Below are 17,495 nucleotides of genomic sequence, written 5' to 3' on the forward strand. Positions count from 1 at the left end.
ATCGCCGGGTCGAGCAAGCCGTGGGGACCGTACCGCACGGGGGCCGTCGGCCGTAAGGGTGCGGAGACGCTCTTGACAGGGACACCCGGTTGGCGGCGTACTGATCGTTACAGTCAGCCTGACAACGTTGTCGCGTTCGCCGGTCGAGCAAGCCGCTGCCGCGTACCGGCAATCGCTCATCGGACGCGCCATCATGGGCGCATGATCCTCCGCCAGCTACGTGACACCGACGAGGACGCCGAGGCGGCATGGGAGGTGGTGGCCGCCGCGTTCGGGGACTCCGCCGCCCTCGCGGGCAAGGACGGATGGCCGCCGGGGTACGTGGCCGAGGTCCATGAGCGGCACCGCCACCTCGCCCGCACCGACCCGGGCGGCTGCTGGCTCGCCCTGGACGAGGCCGGGATGCCGCTCGGCGTGACGGTGTCGGCCCGGCGCGAGGGCACCTGGGGTCTTTCGATGTTCGCGGTGCTGCCGCGGGCCCAGCGGCAGGGCGTGGGCCGGGAGTTGCTGGCCGCGGCGCTGCTGTACGGACGGGGGTGTCTGCGCGGCATCATCTGCGGATCGGAGGACACGCGCGCGGCGAGCACCTACCGGCGCGCGGGGTTCGCGCTGCACCCGGCGATGCGGCTGCGCGGCACGGTCGGCCCGGAGACCAAGGAGCGGCTGTCCCCGCCGGACGGCGCGGTGCACGAGGGCGTGGCCCGCCACCGGGACCTGCTGGACTCGGTGGACCGCCGCATCAGGGGCGGCGCGCATGGCGCCGACCACGAACTGCTGCTCGCTCAGCGGCGGTTGCTGGTGGTGGACGACCTCGCGGGCAGCGGCTACTGCTACGTCGGCGAGGACGGCAAGGTCGAGATGCTGGCCGCGACCTCGCGGCGGCTGGCGAAGCGGCTGCTGACCGCCGCGCTGCTGTGCCTTCCGGAGGGCGCGGACGCGCGGGTCGCGGGGCTGACGGCCGAGCAGCAGTGGGCGGTGGACGTGGGGATCGAGGCCGGGCTCGAGCTGTCCACGAGCGGCTATGTGTGTCTGCGGGGGATGCCGCCGCCGATGCCGTACATCCCTTCGGGGACGTTTCTCTGACCGCGGGGCGCACCTGGTACGCGGACGGGCGGCCCACCTGGTACGCGGACGGGCCGCACCCCCGCCGGGGGCGCGGCCCGTCGCCGCTGCCGTAAGGCGCTGTCGTAAGGCGCTGTCGTACATAGAGCGCCGTAAGCCGTGCTTACGTGCGGATCAGCGAGCGCAGCACGTACTGCCAGGTGCGGCCGTCGCGGGCCAGGTGGCGCACTGCGGCGGCCCAGCCGGGCGGGGTGTGCGATAAGCATCCGGTTCCGGTGCGTTCGATGAGCTTGCGCACGGCTGGGGTGGGGCCGGCCAGCAGCGGTTCCCCGCCTGCCGAGCGCAGGCGCATGGCCTTGCGGACCAGGATCGCCAGGGTGTCGATGTTCAGCCGCTCCACCGCCGCGCTGTCGAGGTTCACGGTGGGGACGGTGGCGTGGCGGCAGATCATGGCGGCCAGGCATTCGACCGTCTCCCAGGCCCCGTCGGGCAGCAGGATCAGGTGGTATTGCGCAGGTCGGGGCACGGATATCGGGCCCTTTCGCGAATGGGCCTGGGCGCCCCGGGGCGGACGGCTCCGGTGGCGTGACGCGCTGACCGTGTCCGGCAGATACCCGCTGGCAGCGCCCCCGACCCTGCCGTCCGTGCGGAGTTCGTCCGCGCCGCCCGGTTGAGGGCGGTCCGCGCCCCGGGCGCAGCCGCTCCGGCCGGTTGCATCATGCCAGGCGGCGAAGGCGAACCAGCGCGGAGCGCCTGGTCGCCGCCCGGCACAGGACCAGCCTTTCAGGCTGACGACGGACCGGTCCCCGGTTGAGGGGGCGGGGACCGGCGTGACCGGCGGCAGATGGAACAGGATCGCCCCGGCGACGAGGGAGGCGATCGCGTTGCCGGCGACCATCAGTTGATAGGCGGTGAGCGTGCTGAGCTGCACCACCCAGCCCGCCAGCACGGCACCGAGGGAGATGCCGAGGTTGGTCACCGCACGCAGATAGGCCCGGAACTCCTGCGGCCGGTCCCCTCCGTAGTGCCGGATGAGCGGGGAGCGGGCGGCTGTCCCGGCCGTCCGGCCGCCCGGCCGCCCCGGCCGCCCCGGCCGCCCCGGCTGATCAGCCGATGGGCTCGGCCACGATGAGCTGGAACCGCTCGAAGGACAGCTTCGCGGTGTTGTGCTGAGCAGTGGCAGTTCCGAGTGACTTGCCGGTGAACGGATCGGTCAGGCGGTACCGCGTGCGGCCCAGACCGCGCAGCTCGACCGTCCCGTCCCACTGGTCGGCGTAGAAGGCGTAGTGGAGGGTCCGCTTCTTGGCCACGACATGCGCCTCGGGCTTGTCGAAGCCGATGTCGTACAGCTCACCGCGGTACTCGCCGGTGGACAGCATGTTCTTCTCGTACAGGGACACCCACTTGCGCCAGAGGACTTCCTTCTCCGGGGTGAGGTCGGTCGCCTTGTCCGGGGCTCCGGTTCCGGGGAGGGTGAACTTGGTCGACAGGACGGCTCCGACCCCGTAAGAGGACGCGAAGTCGTTCCCGCCGTCGCTCAGTTCGACGTGGTCGCCGGCGTAGCTGCTGCCCGCGCCCATCAGCGCCTTCATCGACTTGCCCTTGCTCCGGACCTGGTAGGAGGACTCCGGGTCCGAGCTGGGGTACTGGTCGACGTAGGGCAGGTTGTGGAAGGCGAAGGCGGTGCCGCAGGGGCAGAGCTCGACGAGGGCGTCGGGGTTCGCCTCGTGCGCGGCTTCGTGGATCGCCTTCCAGAACAGGGCCACGCCCTCGGTGGATTCCTCGGGGCGGGCGTGCCGGTGCTTCGGGTTGTAGCAGGGCGCGACGCTGTTGAGGTGCTGGCCGTCGATCTTGAGCCCCTCGTAACCCCAGTCGCCGATGAACCTCTTCGCCTGCTCGACGAAGTAGTCCACCGTCGGCTGGTAGGCCGGACAGAGGGTGTAGGCGTCCCACCAGGTGACGTCCTGCTTGTTGCCGTCGCGGTCCAGCAGCAGCATGTCGGGCCGGTCCCGGAACAGGTTGCTGTCGGGGTCCGCCGCCAGCGGGGCCCACCACAGGCGCGGCCGCAGACCGGCGTCCCGTATCTCCTTGGTGAAGGCCCGCATGTCCGCTTCGCCGCGCGGGAACTTCGCCGTGTTGATGTCCCAGTCGCCCTCGTTGGTCTGCCAGCCGTCGTCGAGCACGGCCCAGCGCAGACCGACCTCGTGCGCCTTCGGCAGCGCTCCGGTGATCTGCTCGATGGCGAAGTCGCGCTCGTAGCCCCAGGCACACCAGATGGGCTCGAAGGCCGAGGCGGGGACCTTGGGGGCGCGCTGGCCGATGTCGCTCATGTAGTCGCGGTACCGCTGGAGCGGCACGAAGTGGTCGCCCGGGAGGGCGGTCAGGAACGTGGTGTCGGTGCTGAGCCGACGGCCCGGCTTCAGGGTGCGGGCGGTGTCGTCCTGGATGGCGATGCTCGCTCCGGCGTCCGTCTTGCGGACCGGCATGCGCAGGACCGTCGCCACGGGCTCGACATGTCCGACGGAGAGGCCCGCGCCCCGGCGCCAGACGGTCGCCAGCGGGGTGCCGCCGCCGTAGTCGGAGGAGTCCATCCCCAACGAGTTCTCCTGGACATAGCCGTCCTTCACCGGCATCACCCAGTCGCGGCGGTCCGTGTACGTGGTACCGGAGAAGGTGTAGAAGCCGCCGGGAGTCTCCAGGAGTTCGTGGGCTCCGTTGCGCCACCCGGTCACCTTCAGCGCGGTGGAGGACCTGTTGGTGTAGGTCACCTTCATCACGATCATGCCGGTAAGACGCTCGAAGGAGGTCAGCACGACCGTCTTCTGTACGCCTTCCTTGGACGTGCCCTCGATCGTCACCCGGACGCCCGCGCCGTGGCGGGGGTGCCGGGTGTCGCGGGTCCAGTGCCCGCGGTAGGCGAACGCCTCGATGGCCTTACCGCCCACCAGCAGGGCTTCGCCGGCGTCGAAGCGGGTGAGGTCGACGCCCTTAAGCGCCACCCGGCTGCGCAGTTGGTCGTCGAACTCCAGGGTGATGGAGGTGTCGCCGACTCCGACGAGGTCAGGATCCGAGTTCGGTGCGGCAGCCGCGGGTGAGGCGCCCATGGCCACGGCGGGGAAGGCGGCCAGGCCGGCACCCCCCAGCGCCACCTTCAGTACGCTTCGCCGGTTCATGTCCGTCATGTCGAACCCTCTTTCGGTCGTGCGTGCCCGACTGGGGCAGCCGCCTTTTGTCCGTCGTTGTGGATCGTCAAAGTCGAGCCGCACGCTCGCGACGAAGCGACCGTCCGTAAGGCTGGTCGATGCCTGGTCTACTACCGGTTTTCGCAGTGGGTCGGCTGGGGTCGGGGGGCGGCGTATCGTCCGAACGGGTACCCCAGTGCGAGGTCGCCTCCGGCGGTAGCGGGCGGGCATCCTCGGTGAGCTGCGACAACGCTGCCTCGATCACCGGCGGGTGCCCGGGGCACGGCGAAACAGAAGGTCGCTCACGGGCGACTTCTTGATCATCGGGTGGCCTGCTTCGAGAACGTAAGCGGTATTCGAGTGGCATGTCAACGGGTGGGCCTCCTGGACGAGGGTTGGCGCCGTCGATCGGATTGGTATGCTTCTGGTATGACAGATGCGAGAACGTCGATGCCCAGAGGCCTGTTCGGTGACGACGTCCTCCCGTTGTACGAGCGCACAGCCACGCAGTTGCTCGACGACCTGCGCGCCGCCGCCGCCCGCCCCGGTGACCGGCTGCCCTCCGAGCGGGCTCTGGTCGACCGGTACGCCGTGTCGCGCGTGACGCTGCGAGCGGCCCTCGCGCAATTGGAGTCGCGGGGCATCGTGCGGCCGTCGTCGTCGCGCGGGTGGTTCGTCGCCGAGCTCGGTCTGCCCCCCGAGGCGAAGATGACGTCCGCCTCGGCGACCCCGCAGGTCCAGGGGTTCGCCGACTATGCGCAGGTCAACGGTTTGACGGCGGTCGGCAAGGTGCTCTCCGCCACCGTTCGCCCGGCCACGGTGCCCGAGGCCGAGCAGCTCCGGATCGCTCCGGGCGCCGACCTCTTCGACCTCCACCGACTGCGCTTCCTCGACGGTCTGCTCGTCGTGCTCGAGCACAACCGGCTTCCGTTGGCGGCCTGCCCTGCCCTGGCCGAGACCGACTTCAATACGGCCTCGCTCTACGCCACCCTGCGCGCCGCCGACCCGCCGCAGCTGCCCCGCATCGCCGACTATTCGGTCGAGGCCCGCCACCCGACGCCACGGGAGATCGAGCTGTTCGAGATCGAGGAGACCATGCCGATGCTCGTCGCGACCCAGCTGACGTCGAACCAGGAATCACGCCCGATCGAACTGACCGTCCAGGTCTATCGGGGGGACCGCTACCGGTTCCGGGCCTCCATCACCAACCAGACTTAAACGATCAGCAGCCGGACTTGGCCGATCACCAGCCGGACTTGGCCGATCGCCGCGGATCTGCCGGTCCGGCTGCGCAATACCAGATGCATACCAGAATAAGACTATTGACGACCCCAAATAAGACCAGTACTGTCCGAAATGAGCCGCAGGCCATGACGGCACATTGGCTTGAGATACACGTTGAGTAAGGGGTTGGCAATGCAGAGCCCATTGAGCGAGGTGGTCCGGCGTCAGAAGGCCGGACAGCCGCAGGGCATCACCTCGGTGTGTTCGGCTCATCCGCTGGTCATCGAGGCAGCCGTGGTGCAAGCACGGGAGACCGGCGGTCATGTACTGGTGGAGGCGACCTCGAACCAGGTCGACCAGTACGGCGGATACACGGGCATGCGGCCCGCGGACTTCCGCGACCTCGTGTACGGCATCGCCGCCGAAAGTGGTCTGCCACTGGACCGCCTGATTCTCGGCGGCGACCACCTCGGACCGAACCGGTGGCAGTCCCTGACGCCCGACGAGGCGATGGAGCGGGCCGACGCCCTGGTCGCCGCCTACGTGGCGGCGGACTTCACCAAGATCCACCTGGACTGTAGCTTCGCCTGCGCCGGTGACCCCGTACCGCTGACCGACGACGTGGTCGCCGGACGCGCCGCGCGGCTGATCCGGGTGGCCGAGGAGACGGCCGGCCCCGAACGGGCCGAGCGGATCCGGTACGTGATCGGTACCGAGGTGCCCACACCCGGCGGCGCGCACGAGACGCTCGACGCGCTCGTCCCGACCACTCCCGAGGCGGCGCGCACCACTCTGGAGCAGCACCGCAAGGCGTTCGCCCAGCACGGCCTCGACGAGGTCTGGCCGCGCGTCATGGCCCTCGTGGTCCAGCCGGCCGTCGAGTTCGACCATGTGCAGGTCGTCGGCTACCGGCGCGAGTTGACCGAGGAGCTGCGCAAGGTCCTCGACGACGAACCCACCATGGTCTACGAGGCCCACTCGACCGACTACCAGACCGCCGAGGCGCTCACCGCGCTGGTCGAGGACCACTGGGCGGTCCTCAAGGTGGGCCCCGGGCTGACCTTCGCCCTGCGCGAGGCGCTGTTCGCCCTCGCCGCGATCGAGGACGAGCTGGTCCCGGCCGCCGAGCGGTCACGCTTTCCCGAGGTCGTCGAGGAGCGGATGCTCGCCGAGCCCGCCAAGTGGGAGGGCTACTACCCGGGCAGCGCTGCCGAGCAGCGCCTCGCACGCCGCTACAGCTACAGCGACCGGATGCGTTACTACTGGCCCGACCCTGAGATCGAAAAGGCCCAGGCCCGGCTGATGGACAACCTCTCGGCCGTGGAGATCCCCCTGCCGCTGCTCAGCGCCCACCTCCCACTCCAGTACGCCCGCGTCCGCCACGGCGAGCTCGCCGCCCGGCCGCGCGACCTGGCCGTGGACCACGTCCGCGACGTTCTGCGCGACTACGACCGCGCCTCCCACCCCCACCTGATGGAGCACGTGTGACCACGCCCTCCGGCACCCTGTCCCTGGACGACGGCGGCGCCGCCCACACCGCCCGCGAGATCGCCCAGCAGCCCGCCCTGTGGCGGGAGGTCGACCGGATCGTCGCGGCCTCCCGGGAGTCGCTGGACGCCTTCGTGCGTCCGCTCGTCGCCCGCGGTGACCTGCGCGTCGTACTCACCGGTGCCGGCACCTCCGCGTTCGCCGGCCAGGTGCTCCAGCCCGCCCTGGCCCGGCGCCTGGGACGCCGCGTCGACGCGGTCCCCACCACGGACCTCGTCGCCGACCCCCGCGGCTGTCTCGCCGAGGACGTTCCCACGCTGCTGGTCTCCTTCGCGCGCTCGGGTGACAGCCCGGAGTCCGTGGCCGCCACCGCCCTGGCCGACCAGGTCCTCTCCGAGGTGCACCACCTCGTGATCACCTGCAACGAGCAGGGCCGCCTGGCCCGCGAGCACGCGGAGCTGCCGAAGTCCCACGTGCTGCTGATGCCGGCCGCGTCCAACGACCGCGGTTTCGCCATGACGTCGAGCTTCACGTGCATGACGCTCGCGGCACTGCTCGCTCTCGGCGGCAGCGCCTACGACGGGGTCGCCGAACGCCTGGCCGAGGCGGTCGAGTCGATCTGCGAGAGCGACGCCGTGGACCGCACCGTCGGCGCCCTCGTGGCCCGCGCGCCCGAGCGCATCGTCTTCCTGGGCAGCGGCCCGCTGAAGGGCCTCGCCGAGGAGTCGGCGCTGAAGGTGCTCGAACTCACCGGTGGGAGGCTCATGGCCGTCTCGGAGACCTCGCTGGGATTCCGGCACGGTCCCAAGGCGGTGCTCAACGACCGTTCGGTCGCCGTGGTGTACCTGTCGAACGACCCCTACACCCGCAAGTACGACCAGGACATCTCCGCGGAGCTGCGCGGAAATCTTCCCGCCGGCAGCGTCGTCACAGTCTCCGCGGGCCCCGACGCGGAAGCGGACGGCAACGACGCCTGGCCGCTGCCGGGCCTCGATGGCGTCGAGGACGTCGCCCTGGCGCTGTCCGCTGTGGTGTACGCCCAGCTCATCGCCCTGCGCGCCTCCCAGGCCCGGGGCCTGCGGGCCGACAACCCGTTCCCCTCGGGTGAGATCAACCGCGTCGTGCAGGGCGTGACCCTGCACTCCTTGCACAACTGATCAAAGGCATCAACGGCGCGGATCCAGGGCGCCGGACGGAGGTACAACGATGTTCCTAGGTGTCGACGGTGGCGGTACGAAAACCGCATTCTGCCTGGTCGACCGGGGCGGACAAGTCGTGGCGCGAGCGCAGGCCGCAAGTTCGTACTACTTCTCCCACGGCATCGAGCTCGTCGAGCGTGTGCTGAGGGAAGGCGTCGACGCCGTCTGTGCGGCGGCCGAGCTGACCCCCGCCGACATCGAGTACGCCTTTTTCGGCTTGCCCGGTTACGGGGAGGCGGCCCGCGATCTGCCCGTCCTGAACGCGACCCCGCGAGCCGTGCTCGGACACGACCGCTACGCCTGCGACAACGACATGATCTGCGGCTGGGCCGGTTCACTGGGCGCGGTCGACGGCATCAACGTCATCAGCGGCACCGGCTCCATGACCTACGGCGAGCGGCTGGGCCGGGGCGTGCGCGTCGGTGGCTGGAGCGAGATGTTCGGCGATGAGGGATCGGCGCACTGGATCGCGGTCCGCGGCCTCAACGCCTTCTCGCGGATGGGCGACGGACGGCTCCCCGAGGGCCCCCTGGCCGAGGTGTTCCGGCGCCACCTGGATCTCGCGTCCGACCTCGACGTGATCGACGTCGTCCACAACCAGTGGCAGGGCGACCGCGGCCGGATCGCCGCGCTCAGCCGCTCGGTGGCCGAGGCGGCCGGTCTGGGCGACGAGGCCGCCTCGGCGATCCTCGCCGAGGCCGGCCGGGAACTCGCCCTGCTCGTCGAAGTCACCCGCGAGCGGCTGGAGTTCGGCCCGGACGAGACCGTACCGGTCTCCTGCTCGGGCGGCACCTTCGGCGCGGACGCGGTTCTGGAGGCGTTCGCCACCGGACTGAAGAGTCGTTTCACCCACTACGAACTGCGACACCCTCTGTACGAGCCCGTCGTAGGTGCCGCCCTGTACGCGGCGAAAATCGCCGGAACCCCGCTCGACCAGCCCGCGCTCGACGCGCTGTGCATGGCCTCCGGGATCTCTGCCTCATCAGGAGGGGAAGACCGATGAACAGAGGCACGAAGAGCTGGATCCTGTACGCGTCGCTGCTGGTCCTGTTCTGGGGTGTGTGGGGCGCCTTCTCCAGCGAGCCGAACAGCAGGTACGGCTACCCCAACGAGATGATCTACATCATCTGGGCCTTCACGATGCTCATACCCGCGTACTTCGCGATGCGCGGCAACACGTTCGACCGCCGGCCGATCGCCGCCGTGTACGGACTGATCGCGGGACTGACCGGTGCCGGCGGCCAACTCCTGCTGTTCCACGCGCTCGCCAACGGCCCGGCGTACCTGATCTTCCCCCTGGTGTCGCTCTCCCCGGTGGTCACCGTCCTCATGGCGATGGCGCTGCTGCGGGAGCGGATCAACCGGCTCGCCCTAGTGGGTGTCGTCGCGGCACTGGCGGCGATCGTGCTGCTCAGCATTCCCAGCGGCAAGGACGACTCGAACTCGCACGGCCCGTGGCTGCTGATGGCCATCCTGATCTGTGTTGCCTGGGGCGTGCAGGCGTTCTGCATGCGCAAGGCCGCGGTGGTCGGGGTCAACGACGCGACGACCTTCGGCTGGATGACCATCAGCGGACTGCTGCTGGTTCCGGTGGCGTTCGTGATGATGGGCGAATTCCCGTCCGACGCTCCGTGGCAGGCGCCGGCACTCACCGCGGTGACGCAGGTCCTCAACGCGGTCGGCGCGTTGTTCCTGGTCATGGCGTTCAGCCGGGGCAAGGCCACGGTCGTCGCCCCGATCACCAACGCGCTGGCCCCGGTGCTGACCATCGTGCTGTCCCTGGCGGTCTACCGGACGCTCCCGAACGTGTGGGGCGCCCTCGGTATCGTGCTGGCCCTCGCGGGCTCGACCCTGATGGTCTACAGCGACGAGAAGAGCGGCGAGAACTCCGTGGCCCCGGGCGCGGCGGACGACGGCGCGGACGTGAGTCCGGTCCCGCAGAAGTCCTGATCGCCCGCATATCCGTACCGGCCGAACCACGTAGCAGTACGGGCCGACACCGGCCCGTACTCACCGAACCGACATGAAAGCGAGGGGACACCTTTATGCCCCTGGTTCCCACGCGCGAACTCGTCTCGAAGGCCGCCGCCGCAGGCCGGGCCGTCGCGGCGTTCAACGTGATCACGCTGGAGCACGCCGAGGCGATCACCGCCGGCGCGGCCGCCGCGGGCGCCCCGGGGGTGATCCTGCAGATCAGCGAGAACGCCGTACGGTTCCACGGCGGCCGGGTCGAGCCGATCGCGCGGGCCGCGGCCGAGGTCGGCAAGGCCTGTGACGTCGACGTCGCACTGCACATGGACCACGTGACGGACATGCGGCTGCTGCGCACGGCGGCCGACGCGGGGTTCTCCTCCGCGATGTTCGACGCCGGGGCGCAGCCGTACGCCGAGAACCTCGCCGCCACCCGCGCCGCGGCCCAGTGGGCCCACGGCGCGGGCCTGTGGCTGGAGGCCGAACTCGGCTATGTGGGCGGCAAGCCCGACGCTCCCGCGAGCGCCCACGCGGCCGGGGTGCGCACCGACCCGCGGGAGGCGGCGCGCTATGTCGCGGACACCGGCGTGGACGCCCTGGCCGTCGCCGTCGGCAGCAGCCACGCGATGACCGAACGCTCCGCGACCCTGGACCACGCGCTCATCGAACGCCTGCGGGAGGCCGTGCCCGTACCTCTGGTGCTGCACGGTTCGTCGGGCGTCGGCGACGACGATCTGCGACAAGCCGTTCAGGCGGGCATCGTGAAGATCAACATCGGTACCGCTCTCAACGTCGCGTTCACCGGCGCGGTCCGCGAGACGCTGGCGGAGCGCCCCGACCTGACCGACCCCCGCCCCTACGTCGCCCAGGGCCGGGACACGATGGCGGAGACGGTCCGGGTCCTGCTCGGTGTGGTGAGTGGCTGAGCGGCTGAGCGGGGCCGAAGCTTTCCCCGCACCTGATGCCGCCTAGGGCCGTACTTCGCACATGGGGTTTTAGGTATCCAGCCAGCGGGGGCGGGTTTCGTCGATGCCGAGGAGTTCGAGCAGAGAGCCGGTTGGCGACCAGCACCCCGATGACCTGCCCGTGCGTCAAGTGCGCCACGTCCCGGATCGGGCACAGCATGGGACGCTGGACCCTTGAGCGACGTGTACGAGACATCGGCACGTCTCACTCAACGAGCCACACCCAGCCGGGTAGCGGGCACATCCTCAGATCATCCGAACCGGTCATGTGCGGAGGATGGGCCTAGCGGCGCTCGTTCGCCACACGCTCGCAAGGACAGAAGAACCCCGCACCTGGTACCAGGTGCGGGGTTCTTCGTCGTCGTAGGATGCGCAGCTCCGCTCCGGGAACAGATCGCGTGCGATCATGCTCGCAGGCGCGTCTTCCGCCCCGTCGCGCGCGAGCGCCCTGCCCCCGCGCGCGAGATGCAGGGGCAGGGCGCTCGTTCACGTCAGGTCAAGAACCGACAAGTTGGCGCAGCACGTACTGCATGATGCCGCCGTTGCGGTAGTAGTCCGCCTCGCCAGGGGTGTCGATGCGCACCTTGGCGTCGAACTCCACCTCACCGCCCTTCACCTTCATGGTCTCCGGGATGCCGCCCTCGTTGAGCGCGGTGACGCCGGTGATCTCGAAGGTCTCCTCGCCGGTCAGGCCCAGCGACTGCGCCGAGGCGCCCTCGGGGAACTGGAGCGGCAGGACGCCCATGCCGATGAGGTTCGAGCGGTGGATGCGCTCGTACGACTCGGCGATGACGGCCTTGACACCGAGCAGCGCGGTGCCCTTGGCGGCCCAGTCGCGGGACGAGCCGGAGCCGTACTCCTTGCCCGCCAGGATGACCAGCGGGGTGCCGGCCGCCTGGTAGTTCTGCGAGGCGTCGTAGATGAACGAGACCGGCCCGTCCGCCTGGGTGAAGTCGCGGGTGAAGCCGCCCTCGGTGCCCGGCGCGATCTGGTTGCGCAGCCGGATGTTGGCGAAGGTGCCGCGGATCATGACCTCGTGGTTGCCCCGGCGGGAGCCGTAGGAGTTGAAGTCACGCCGCTCGACACCGTGCTCGGTGAGGTACTTGCCGGCCGGGGTGTCGGCCTTGATCGCACCGGCCGGGGAGATGTGGTCGGTGGTGACCGAGTCGCCCAGCTTGGCCAGCACCCGGGCGCCGGCGATGTCCTCGACCGGGGCCGGGTCCATCGTCAGGCCCTCGAAGTACGGGGGCTTGCGGACGTAGGTGGACTCCGCGTCCCACTCGAAGGTGTTGCCGTTCGGCACGGGCAGCGCCTGCCACTGTGCGTCACCGGCGAAGACGTCCTGGTAGGACTTGTTGAACATGTCCTCGCCGATGGCGTTGGCCACGACGTCGTTGACCTCGGCCTCGGTCGGCCAGATGTCCGCGAGGAAGACCGGCTTGCCCTCCTGGTCGGTGCCCAGCGCGTCCGTGGTGATGTTCACCTTCATCGAACCGGCGATGGCGTACGCGACGACCAGCGGCGGGGACGCCAGGTAGTTCATCTTGACGTCGGGGTTGATCCGGCCCTCGAAGTTCCGGTTGCCGGAGAGCACCGAGGTGACGGCGAGGTCGGCCTCGTTGACGGCCTTGGAGACCTCCTCCGGCAGCGGGCCGGAGTTGCCGATGCAGGTGGTGCAGCCGTAGCCGACGAGGTTGAAGCCGACCTTGTCGAGGTAGGGGGTCAGGCCCGCCTTGTCGAAGTAGTCGGTGACGACCTTCGAGCCCGGGGCCAGGGTGGTCTTGACCCACGGCTTGCGGGTCAGGCCCTTCTCGACCGCCTTCTTGGCCACCAGGGCGGCGGCGACCATGACGTACGGGTTCGAGGTGTTGGTGCAGGAGGTGATCGCGGCGACGGTGACGGCGCCGTGGTCGATCTCGTACGTCGAACCGTCGGGGGCGGTGACCAGGGTCGGCTTGCTCGGCACGCCGTTGGAGACGGCCGGGGCGTCGGAGGCCGGGAAGGACTCCTTGCCCGCCTCGTCCTCCTCCGCCTCCGCGACGTAGTTACGGACGTCCTGCGCGAACTGCTGCGCCGCCTCGGCGAGCACGATGCGGTCCTGCGGGCGCTTCGGGCCGGCGATCGACGGGACGACCGTGGAGAGGTCCAGCTCCAGCTTCTCGGAGAAGTCCGGCTCGGCGGCCGGGTCCAGCCAGAGGCCCTGCTCCTTGGCGTACGCCTCGACCAGCGCGAGCTGCTGCTCGCTGCGGCCGGTGAGCTTCAGGTAGTTGATCGTCTCGTCGTCGATCGGGAAGATCGCGGCGGTGGAGCCGAACTCCGGCGACATGTTGCCGATGGTGGCGCGGTTGGCGAGGCTCGTGGCCGCCACACCCTCGCCGTAGAACTCGACGAACTTGCCGACGACACCGTGCTTGCGCAGCATCTCGGTGATGGTCAGCACGAGGTCGGTGGCGGTGGTGCCGGGCTTCAGCTCACCCGTCAGCTTGAAGCCGACGACACGCGGGATCAGCATGGAGACCGGCTGGCCCAGCATCGCGGCCTCGGCCTCGATGCCGCCGACGCCCCAGCCCAGCACACCGAGGCCGTTGACCATGGTGGTGTGCGAGTCGGTGCCGACCAGGGTGTCCGGGTACGCCTGGCCGCCGCGGACCATGACGGTGCGGGCCAGGTGCTCGATGTTCACCTGGTGGACGATGCCGGTGCCGGGCGGGACGACCTTGAACTCGTCGAACGCGGTCTGGCCCCAGCGCAGGAACTGGTAGCGCTCCTTGTTGCGGCCGTACTCCAGCTCCACGTTCTGGGCGAAGGCGTCGTTGGTGCCGAACTTGTCGGCGATCACGGAGTGGTCGATGACCAGCTCGGCCGGGGCCAGCGGGTTGATCTTCGCCGGGTCGCCGCCGAGCTCCTTGACGGCCTCACGCATGGTGGCGAGGTCGACCACGCAGGGCACACCCGTGAAGTCCTGCATGATCACGCGGGCCGGCGTGAACTGGATCTCCTGGCTGGGCTGGGCCTGCGAGTCCCAGCCGCCCAGCGCGCGGATGTGGTCGGCGGTGATGTTCGCGCCGTCCTCGGTGCGGAGCAGGTTCTCCAGCAGCACCTTGAGGCTGTAAGGGAGCCGGGCCGACCCCTCGACCTTGTCCAGCCTGAAGATCTCGTACGATTCGTCGCCCACCTGCAGGGTGCTGCGGGCGTCGAAGCTGTTCGCCGACACGACAGTCTCCTTCATGCATGATTTCGCGCGTACCACCGCAATGCTGCCGTCACATGCCCGCGCCGATCCGCTAAGGTATGGCTAAGTTAGGTAAGCCTTACCGACGCGGGGCGGCAGTGCGCCTTCCAGCAGATATCTCGATGTCGAGATAACTCTAGTACATCGCCCTCGCGCGGTCATGCCCTGCCCGGGTGCGGACGCGGTCGGAGCATCGAGGTTCACCCACGTTCACTCGTGTTCACCGGTAAGGGTGATCGCCGACTGAGCCGCCCCCGCCACCGCGATACTGCTGCCATGGACCCGCACCTGCTCCGCACGTTCGTCTCCGTGGCCCGCTGCGGATCCTTCTCCGACGCCGCCCATGAGCTGGGCTTCACCCCCTCGGCGGTCTCCGAGCACATCGCGTCCCTGGAAGCGGATCTGCGGACGTCGCTGCTGACCCGGCGGCCGGTCATGCTCACCAGCGCGGGCGCCCGGCTGCTGGAACACGCCGGTCCGCTGCTGCTCCGTCTGGACGCGGCGCGGGCCGACGTCGAGCGGCTGTCGGGGTCGGGCGCCGCCCGGCTGGTGGTGGGGGCTTCCTCGCTGGCGATGACCCCGAGAATCGCCACGGCCCTGGACCGGGTGCGGCAGGCGCATCCGGCCGCCAAAGCCGCCCTGCGGATCCTCGGCCGCCGGGAGATCCCGGCCGCGGTGGCGTCCGGGATCCTGGACCTGGGGCTGGTCGACGGCCCGGCCACCCCCGCCGACGCCCTGCCGCTGCCGGAGGTGGGCCCGCTCACCGCGGTCACGGTCGCGGAGGCCCCGCTGGTGGTGGCCCTGCCCACCGGCCATCCGCTGGCCCGCCGCCTCGGCCTGCGGCTGGCCGACCTCGCCGACGCGGAATGGCTGGACGCCCCGGACGCCGCCATGCCGCTGGAGCAGCTGCGCGCGGTCGGCCGGACCGACGGCTTCCGCACCTCGCTGACGTACGAGGGCACCGACGTCCGCGGCCTCCTCGCCCTCACCGCCGCCGGCCACGGCCTCGCCCTGCTCCCCCACGCCGCCACCAAGGGCACCCCCGGCATCGTCACCGCCCCCCTGATCGCCCCCCGCCTCCTCCACCGCACCGAACTCCTCCACGGCCCCGCGGTGGACGGCCCGGCGCGGACGCTGGCGGCGGTGGTGACGGGGGATCGTCACCGGTACGGGTGAACCCGGGGCCGGATCCCCGCACACCGCGTATCGGTCGCGATAGACCTCGCGTTCCGACACCCGGTGGCGGACCGATGAGCACACGACCACCCGCGTACCCGGCCGACGATCCCGAGACCGCCCTCAAGTACGCGGTCCAGCGCATCCGGGGGTTCGACCGCGTACAGGTCATCGAGGGGTTCATCGAACCGCTGTCGCCGGCTTGGGACCACGAGAGCACGATCGCGAAGGTCCGGGAGCGCATCGCGCCCAAGGTGAACGCCCTGGGCCGCATGGCGGGATCAGGCGACCTGGACCTCCCCGGCACCCCCAACTGGTTTGTGCCGGATCTCGCCGTCGTCCCCCGGGAGCTGGCCAAAGGCGCCGGGGCCCTGCTCCCCGACCAGACTCTCCTGGTCGTCGAGGTGACCTCCGACTCCAGCGGAGACACCGACCGGGTCGTCAAGCGGCGCCGCTACGCCGAGTACGGCGCCCCGCTGTACCTCCTGGTCGACCGGCAGCAGCGCGCCCGCACGCTCTACTCCGCGCCAGGAAACCTCGGCTACACCAAGGTGGACGGCCCCCACCCCTTCGGCACCCCGCTCCCGCTCCCGGAGCCGTTCGACCTGGAGCTGGACACCTCCGAGTTCTGATGGGCGTCAGCCGCCCGCGAGGCGGGTTCTGACCAGGGTCAGGACCTCCTCGTCGGAGAGGCCCAGGGCGCGGGCCTGGTCCACCAGGCCCTGGACGCCCTCCAGGAGCCGGGCGCGGGCCGTGGGCTGGTCGCCGGTGACGACCGCACCGCGGCCTCGGCGGAGTTCGATCAGGCCCTCCTCGCGGAGCCGTTGGTAACCGCGCAGGACCGTGTGGACGTTGACGCCGAGGGATTCGCCGAGCGCGCGGGCGGCGGGGAGGCGTTCGCCGGGGCGCACGGTGCCGTCGGCGATCGCGCCGCGCACGGAGGCCGCGAGCTGGTCGGCCAGCGGGACCGCGGAGCCGGGGTCTACGCGGAAGAGCATCTCAGCCGCGCTCCCCCGCCGCCGGGCGGTCGCGCTCGATCAGGGTGTTGAGCAGGGCGGCGGCGGTGGCGGCGTCGTCCACCGTCACCGCGAACTCCCGGCCCGTGGCGAGCGTCAGGAACAGCGCGTCGCCGGAGCGGAACACCAGCGCGCTGCCGCCGCCGCGGATCCGGTAGCCCCAGCCACCGAGGCTCAGCGCGGCGGCCTCGCGGCTGGTGGCGTGTTCGATCCGGTCCAGCGGTATCCGCATCCGGGGCCGCGGGGCGAACCATGAGGCGACGACGATGCCCCGGCGGTCGACGGTCACCCGGCAGCGGGCCAGTGCCGCGCAGATCAGCCCGACGAAGATCAGCGGCGCCCCCGTCCCCGAGCCCACGGCGACCAGCACGGCGCCCGGCAGCGTGGCCACCGCCCCCACGGTGAGCAGTACGGGCGATCCGACGGTCCGCGTCCAGGTGGCCATCTCACCCTCGGCCAGCGGGAGCCGGGGCGCGGCGGTCCGCTCGCCGGGTCCGGCCGCGGACTCCGCGTCCCGGCTCGCGAGCAGCCAGCCCAGCGCGCCCATCACGGCCGCGGCCGCGAGGGCGATGCCCAGTTGCCACAGGGGCTGGGAGGCCCGGGAGGCGCGGGCGGCGTCGGCGTTGGCGAGGAGCAGGGACGCGAAGGCGTAGCCCAGCAGGCCGGACATGCCGTAGCCGAGGGCGACCGCGAACCGCTGGGCGCGGAGGCCCTTGGTCAGGCGGAGGGTGGGTACGAGGATGAGGAGGCCGGAGCCGAGAAGGACGGCGGTGACCACCGAGAGGAACGCACCCGTACCGGTGAATCCGTCGGCCCTCCCGTCCGCGCCGAAATGCGTGGCGAGCGGATCCGGCAGCCGGTCGCGCAGCCCGGCGAAGGTCGCCACCACCACGGCCCACGCCAGCACAAAGGGCAGAGCGACGACGAGCGCACGCCGTCGGACAGGACGCATATCGACCCCCTCACTTCACCAATGCTTC

At 70.6% G+C, this 17,495-nt stretch carries 14 protein-coding genes; 9 read left to right on the plus strand and 5 right to left on the minus strand.

Features of this window, described 5'->3' with window-relative positions; genetic code table 11:
• The first annotated feature begins 201 nt into the window (after window positions 1–201).
• Complete coding sequence (locus NP777_RS34460) at window positions 202–1,083, plus strand: GNAT family N-acetyltransferase (protein ID WP_256654113.1); 882 nt, start codon at window positions 202–204, stop codon at window positions 1,081–1,083.
• A 142-nt stretch (window positions 1,084–1,225) separates the two neighbouring features.
• Here NP777_RS34460 and NP777_RS34465 read toward each other — a convergent pair whose 3' ends face one another.
• Window positions 1,226–2,041 carry a hypothetical protein gene (locus tag NP777_RS34465; protein ID WP_256654114.1) on the minus strand — a complete coding sequence of 272 codons (816 nt, stop codon included), beginning with the start codon at window positions 2,039–2,041 and terminating at the stop codon, window positions 1,226–1,228.
• Between the two features lie 127 nt (window positions 2,042–2,168).
• Window positions 2,169–4,244, minus strand: coding sequence for a glycoside hydrolase family 36 protein (locus tag NP777_RS34470; RefSeq protein ID WP_256654115.1), 2,076 nt, complete (start codon window positions 4,242–4,244; stop codon window positions 2,169–2,171).
• A gap of 429 nt (window positions 4,245–4,673) precedes the next feature.
• Here NP777_RS34470 and NP777_RS34475 point away from each other — a divergent pair, with 429 nt between their 5' ends.
• The 6 genes from NP777_RS34475 (at window position 4,674) to NP777_RS34500 (ending at window position 11,052) form a co-directional block, all read left to right on the plus strand.
• On the plus strand, window positions 4,674–5,462 hold the full coding sequence (locus tag NP777_RS34475) for a GntR family transcriptional regulator (RefSeq protein WP_256654116.1): 789 nt from the start codon (window positions 4,674–4,676) through the stop codon (window positions 5,460–5,462).
• A 198-nt stretch (window positions 5,463–5,660) separates the two neighbouring features.
• Window positions 5,661–6,956 carry a D-tagatose-bisphosphate aldolase, class II, non-catalytic subunit gene (locus NP777_RS34480; protein WP_256654117.1) on the plus strand — a complete coding sequence of 432 codons (1,296 nt, stop codon included), beginning with the start codon at window positions 5,661–5,663 and terminating at the stop codon, window positions 6,954–6,956.
• Window positions 6,953–8,113, plus strand: a complete 1,161-nt coding sequence (locus NP777_RS34485; RefSeq protein ID WP_256654118.1) for an SIS domain-containing protein — start codon at window positions 6,953–6,955, stop codon at window positions 8,111–8,113. The genes NP777_RS34480 and NP777_RS34485 overlap by 4 nt, the downstream gene beginning before the upstream one ends.
• A gap of 49 nt (window positions 8,114–8,162) precedes the next feature.
• A complete protein-coding gene (locus tag NP777_RS34490) occupies window positions 8,163–9,158 on the plus strand; it encodes a BadF/BadG/BcrA/BcrD ATPase family protein (protein WP_256654119.1) in 996 nt (331 codons plus the stop codon).
• Window positions 9,155–10,105 (plus strand): DMT family transporter, encoded by a 951-nt coding sequence (locus NP777_RS34495; RefSeq protein ID WP_256654120.1) that lies wholly within the window; start codon window positions 9,155–9,157, stop codon window positions 10,103–10,105. The genes NP777_RS34490 and NP777_RS34495 overlap by 4 nt, the downstream gene beginning before the upstream one ends.
• 95 nt (window positions 10,106–10,200) lie before the next feature.
• Window positions 10,201–11,052 carry a class II fructose-bisphosphate aldolase gene (locus tag NP777_RS34500; protein WP_256654121.1) on the plus strand — a complete coding sequence of 284 codons (852 nt, stop codon included), beginning with the start codon at window positions 10,201–10,203 and terminating at the stop codon, window positions 11,050–11,052.
• A 535-nt stretch (window positions 11,053–11,587) separates the two neighbouring features.
• Here the strand turns inward: NP777_RS34500 and acnA are convergent.
• Window positions 11,588–14,305: an aconitate hydratase AcnA gene (acnA, locus tag NP777_RS34505; protein ID WP_308405304.1), complete on the minus strand. Its 2,718-nt coding sequence runs from the start codon at window positions 14,303–14,305 to the stop codon at window positions 11,588–11,590.
• 294 nt (window positions 14,306–14,599) lie between these two features.
• Here acnA and NP777_RS34510 point away from each other — a divergent pair, with 294 nt between their 5' ends.
• Both NP777_RS34510 and NP777_RS34515 read left to right on the plus strand, forming a co-directional pair.
• Window positions 14,600–15,499 (plus strand): LysR family transcriptional regulator, encoded by a 900-nt coding sequence (locus NP777_RS34510; protein WP_256654123.1) that lies wholly within the window; start codon window positions 14,600–14,602, stop codon window positions 15,497–15,499.
• A gap of 74 nt (window positions 15,500–15,573) precedes the next feature.
• Window positions 15,574–16,131: a Uma2 family endonuclease gene (locus NP777_RS34515; protein ID WP_256654124.1), complete on the plus strand. Its 558-nt coding sequence runs from the start codon at window positions 15,574–15,576 to the stop codon at window positions 16,129–16,131.
• A 6-nt stretch (window positions 16,132–16,137) separates the two neighbouring features.
• Here NP777_RS34515 and NP777_RS34520 read toward each other — a convergent pair whose 3' ends face one another.
• Both NP777_RS34520 and NP777_RS34525 read right to left on the minus strand, forming a co-directional pair.
• Window positions 16,138–16,497 (minus strand): GntR family transcriptional regulator, encoded by a 360-nt coding sequence (locus NP777_RS34520; RefSeq protein ID WP_256654125.1) that lies wholly within the window; start codon window positions 16,495–16,497, stop codon window positions 16,138–16,140.
• 1 nt (window position 16,498) lies between these two features.
• Complete coding sequence (locus tag NP777_RS34525) at window positions 16,499–17,467, minus strand: DUF1648 domain-containing protein (protein ID WP_256654126.1); 969 nt, start codon at window positions 17,465–17,467, stop codon at window positions 16,499–16,501.
• Window positions 17,468–17,495: the final 28 nt, after the last annotated feature.

This window comes from Streptomyces rugosispiralis, assembly GCF_024505145.1.
GTDB lineage: Bacteria > Actinomycetota > Actinomycetes > Streptomycetales > Streptomycetaceae > Streptomyces > Streptomyces rugosispiralis.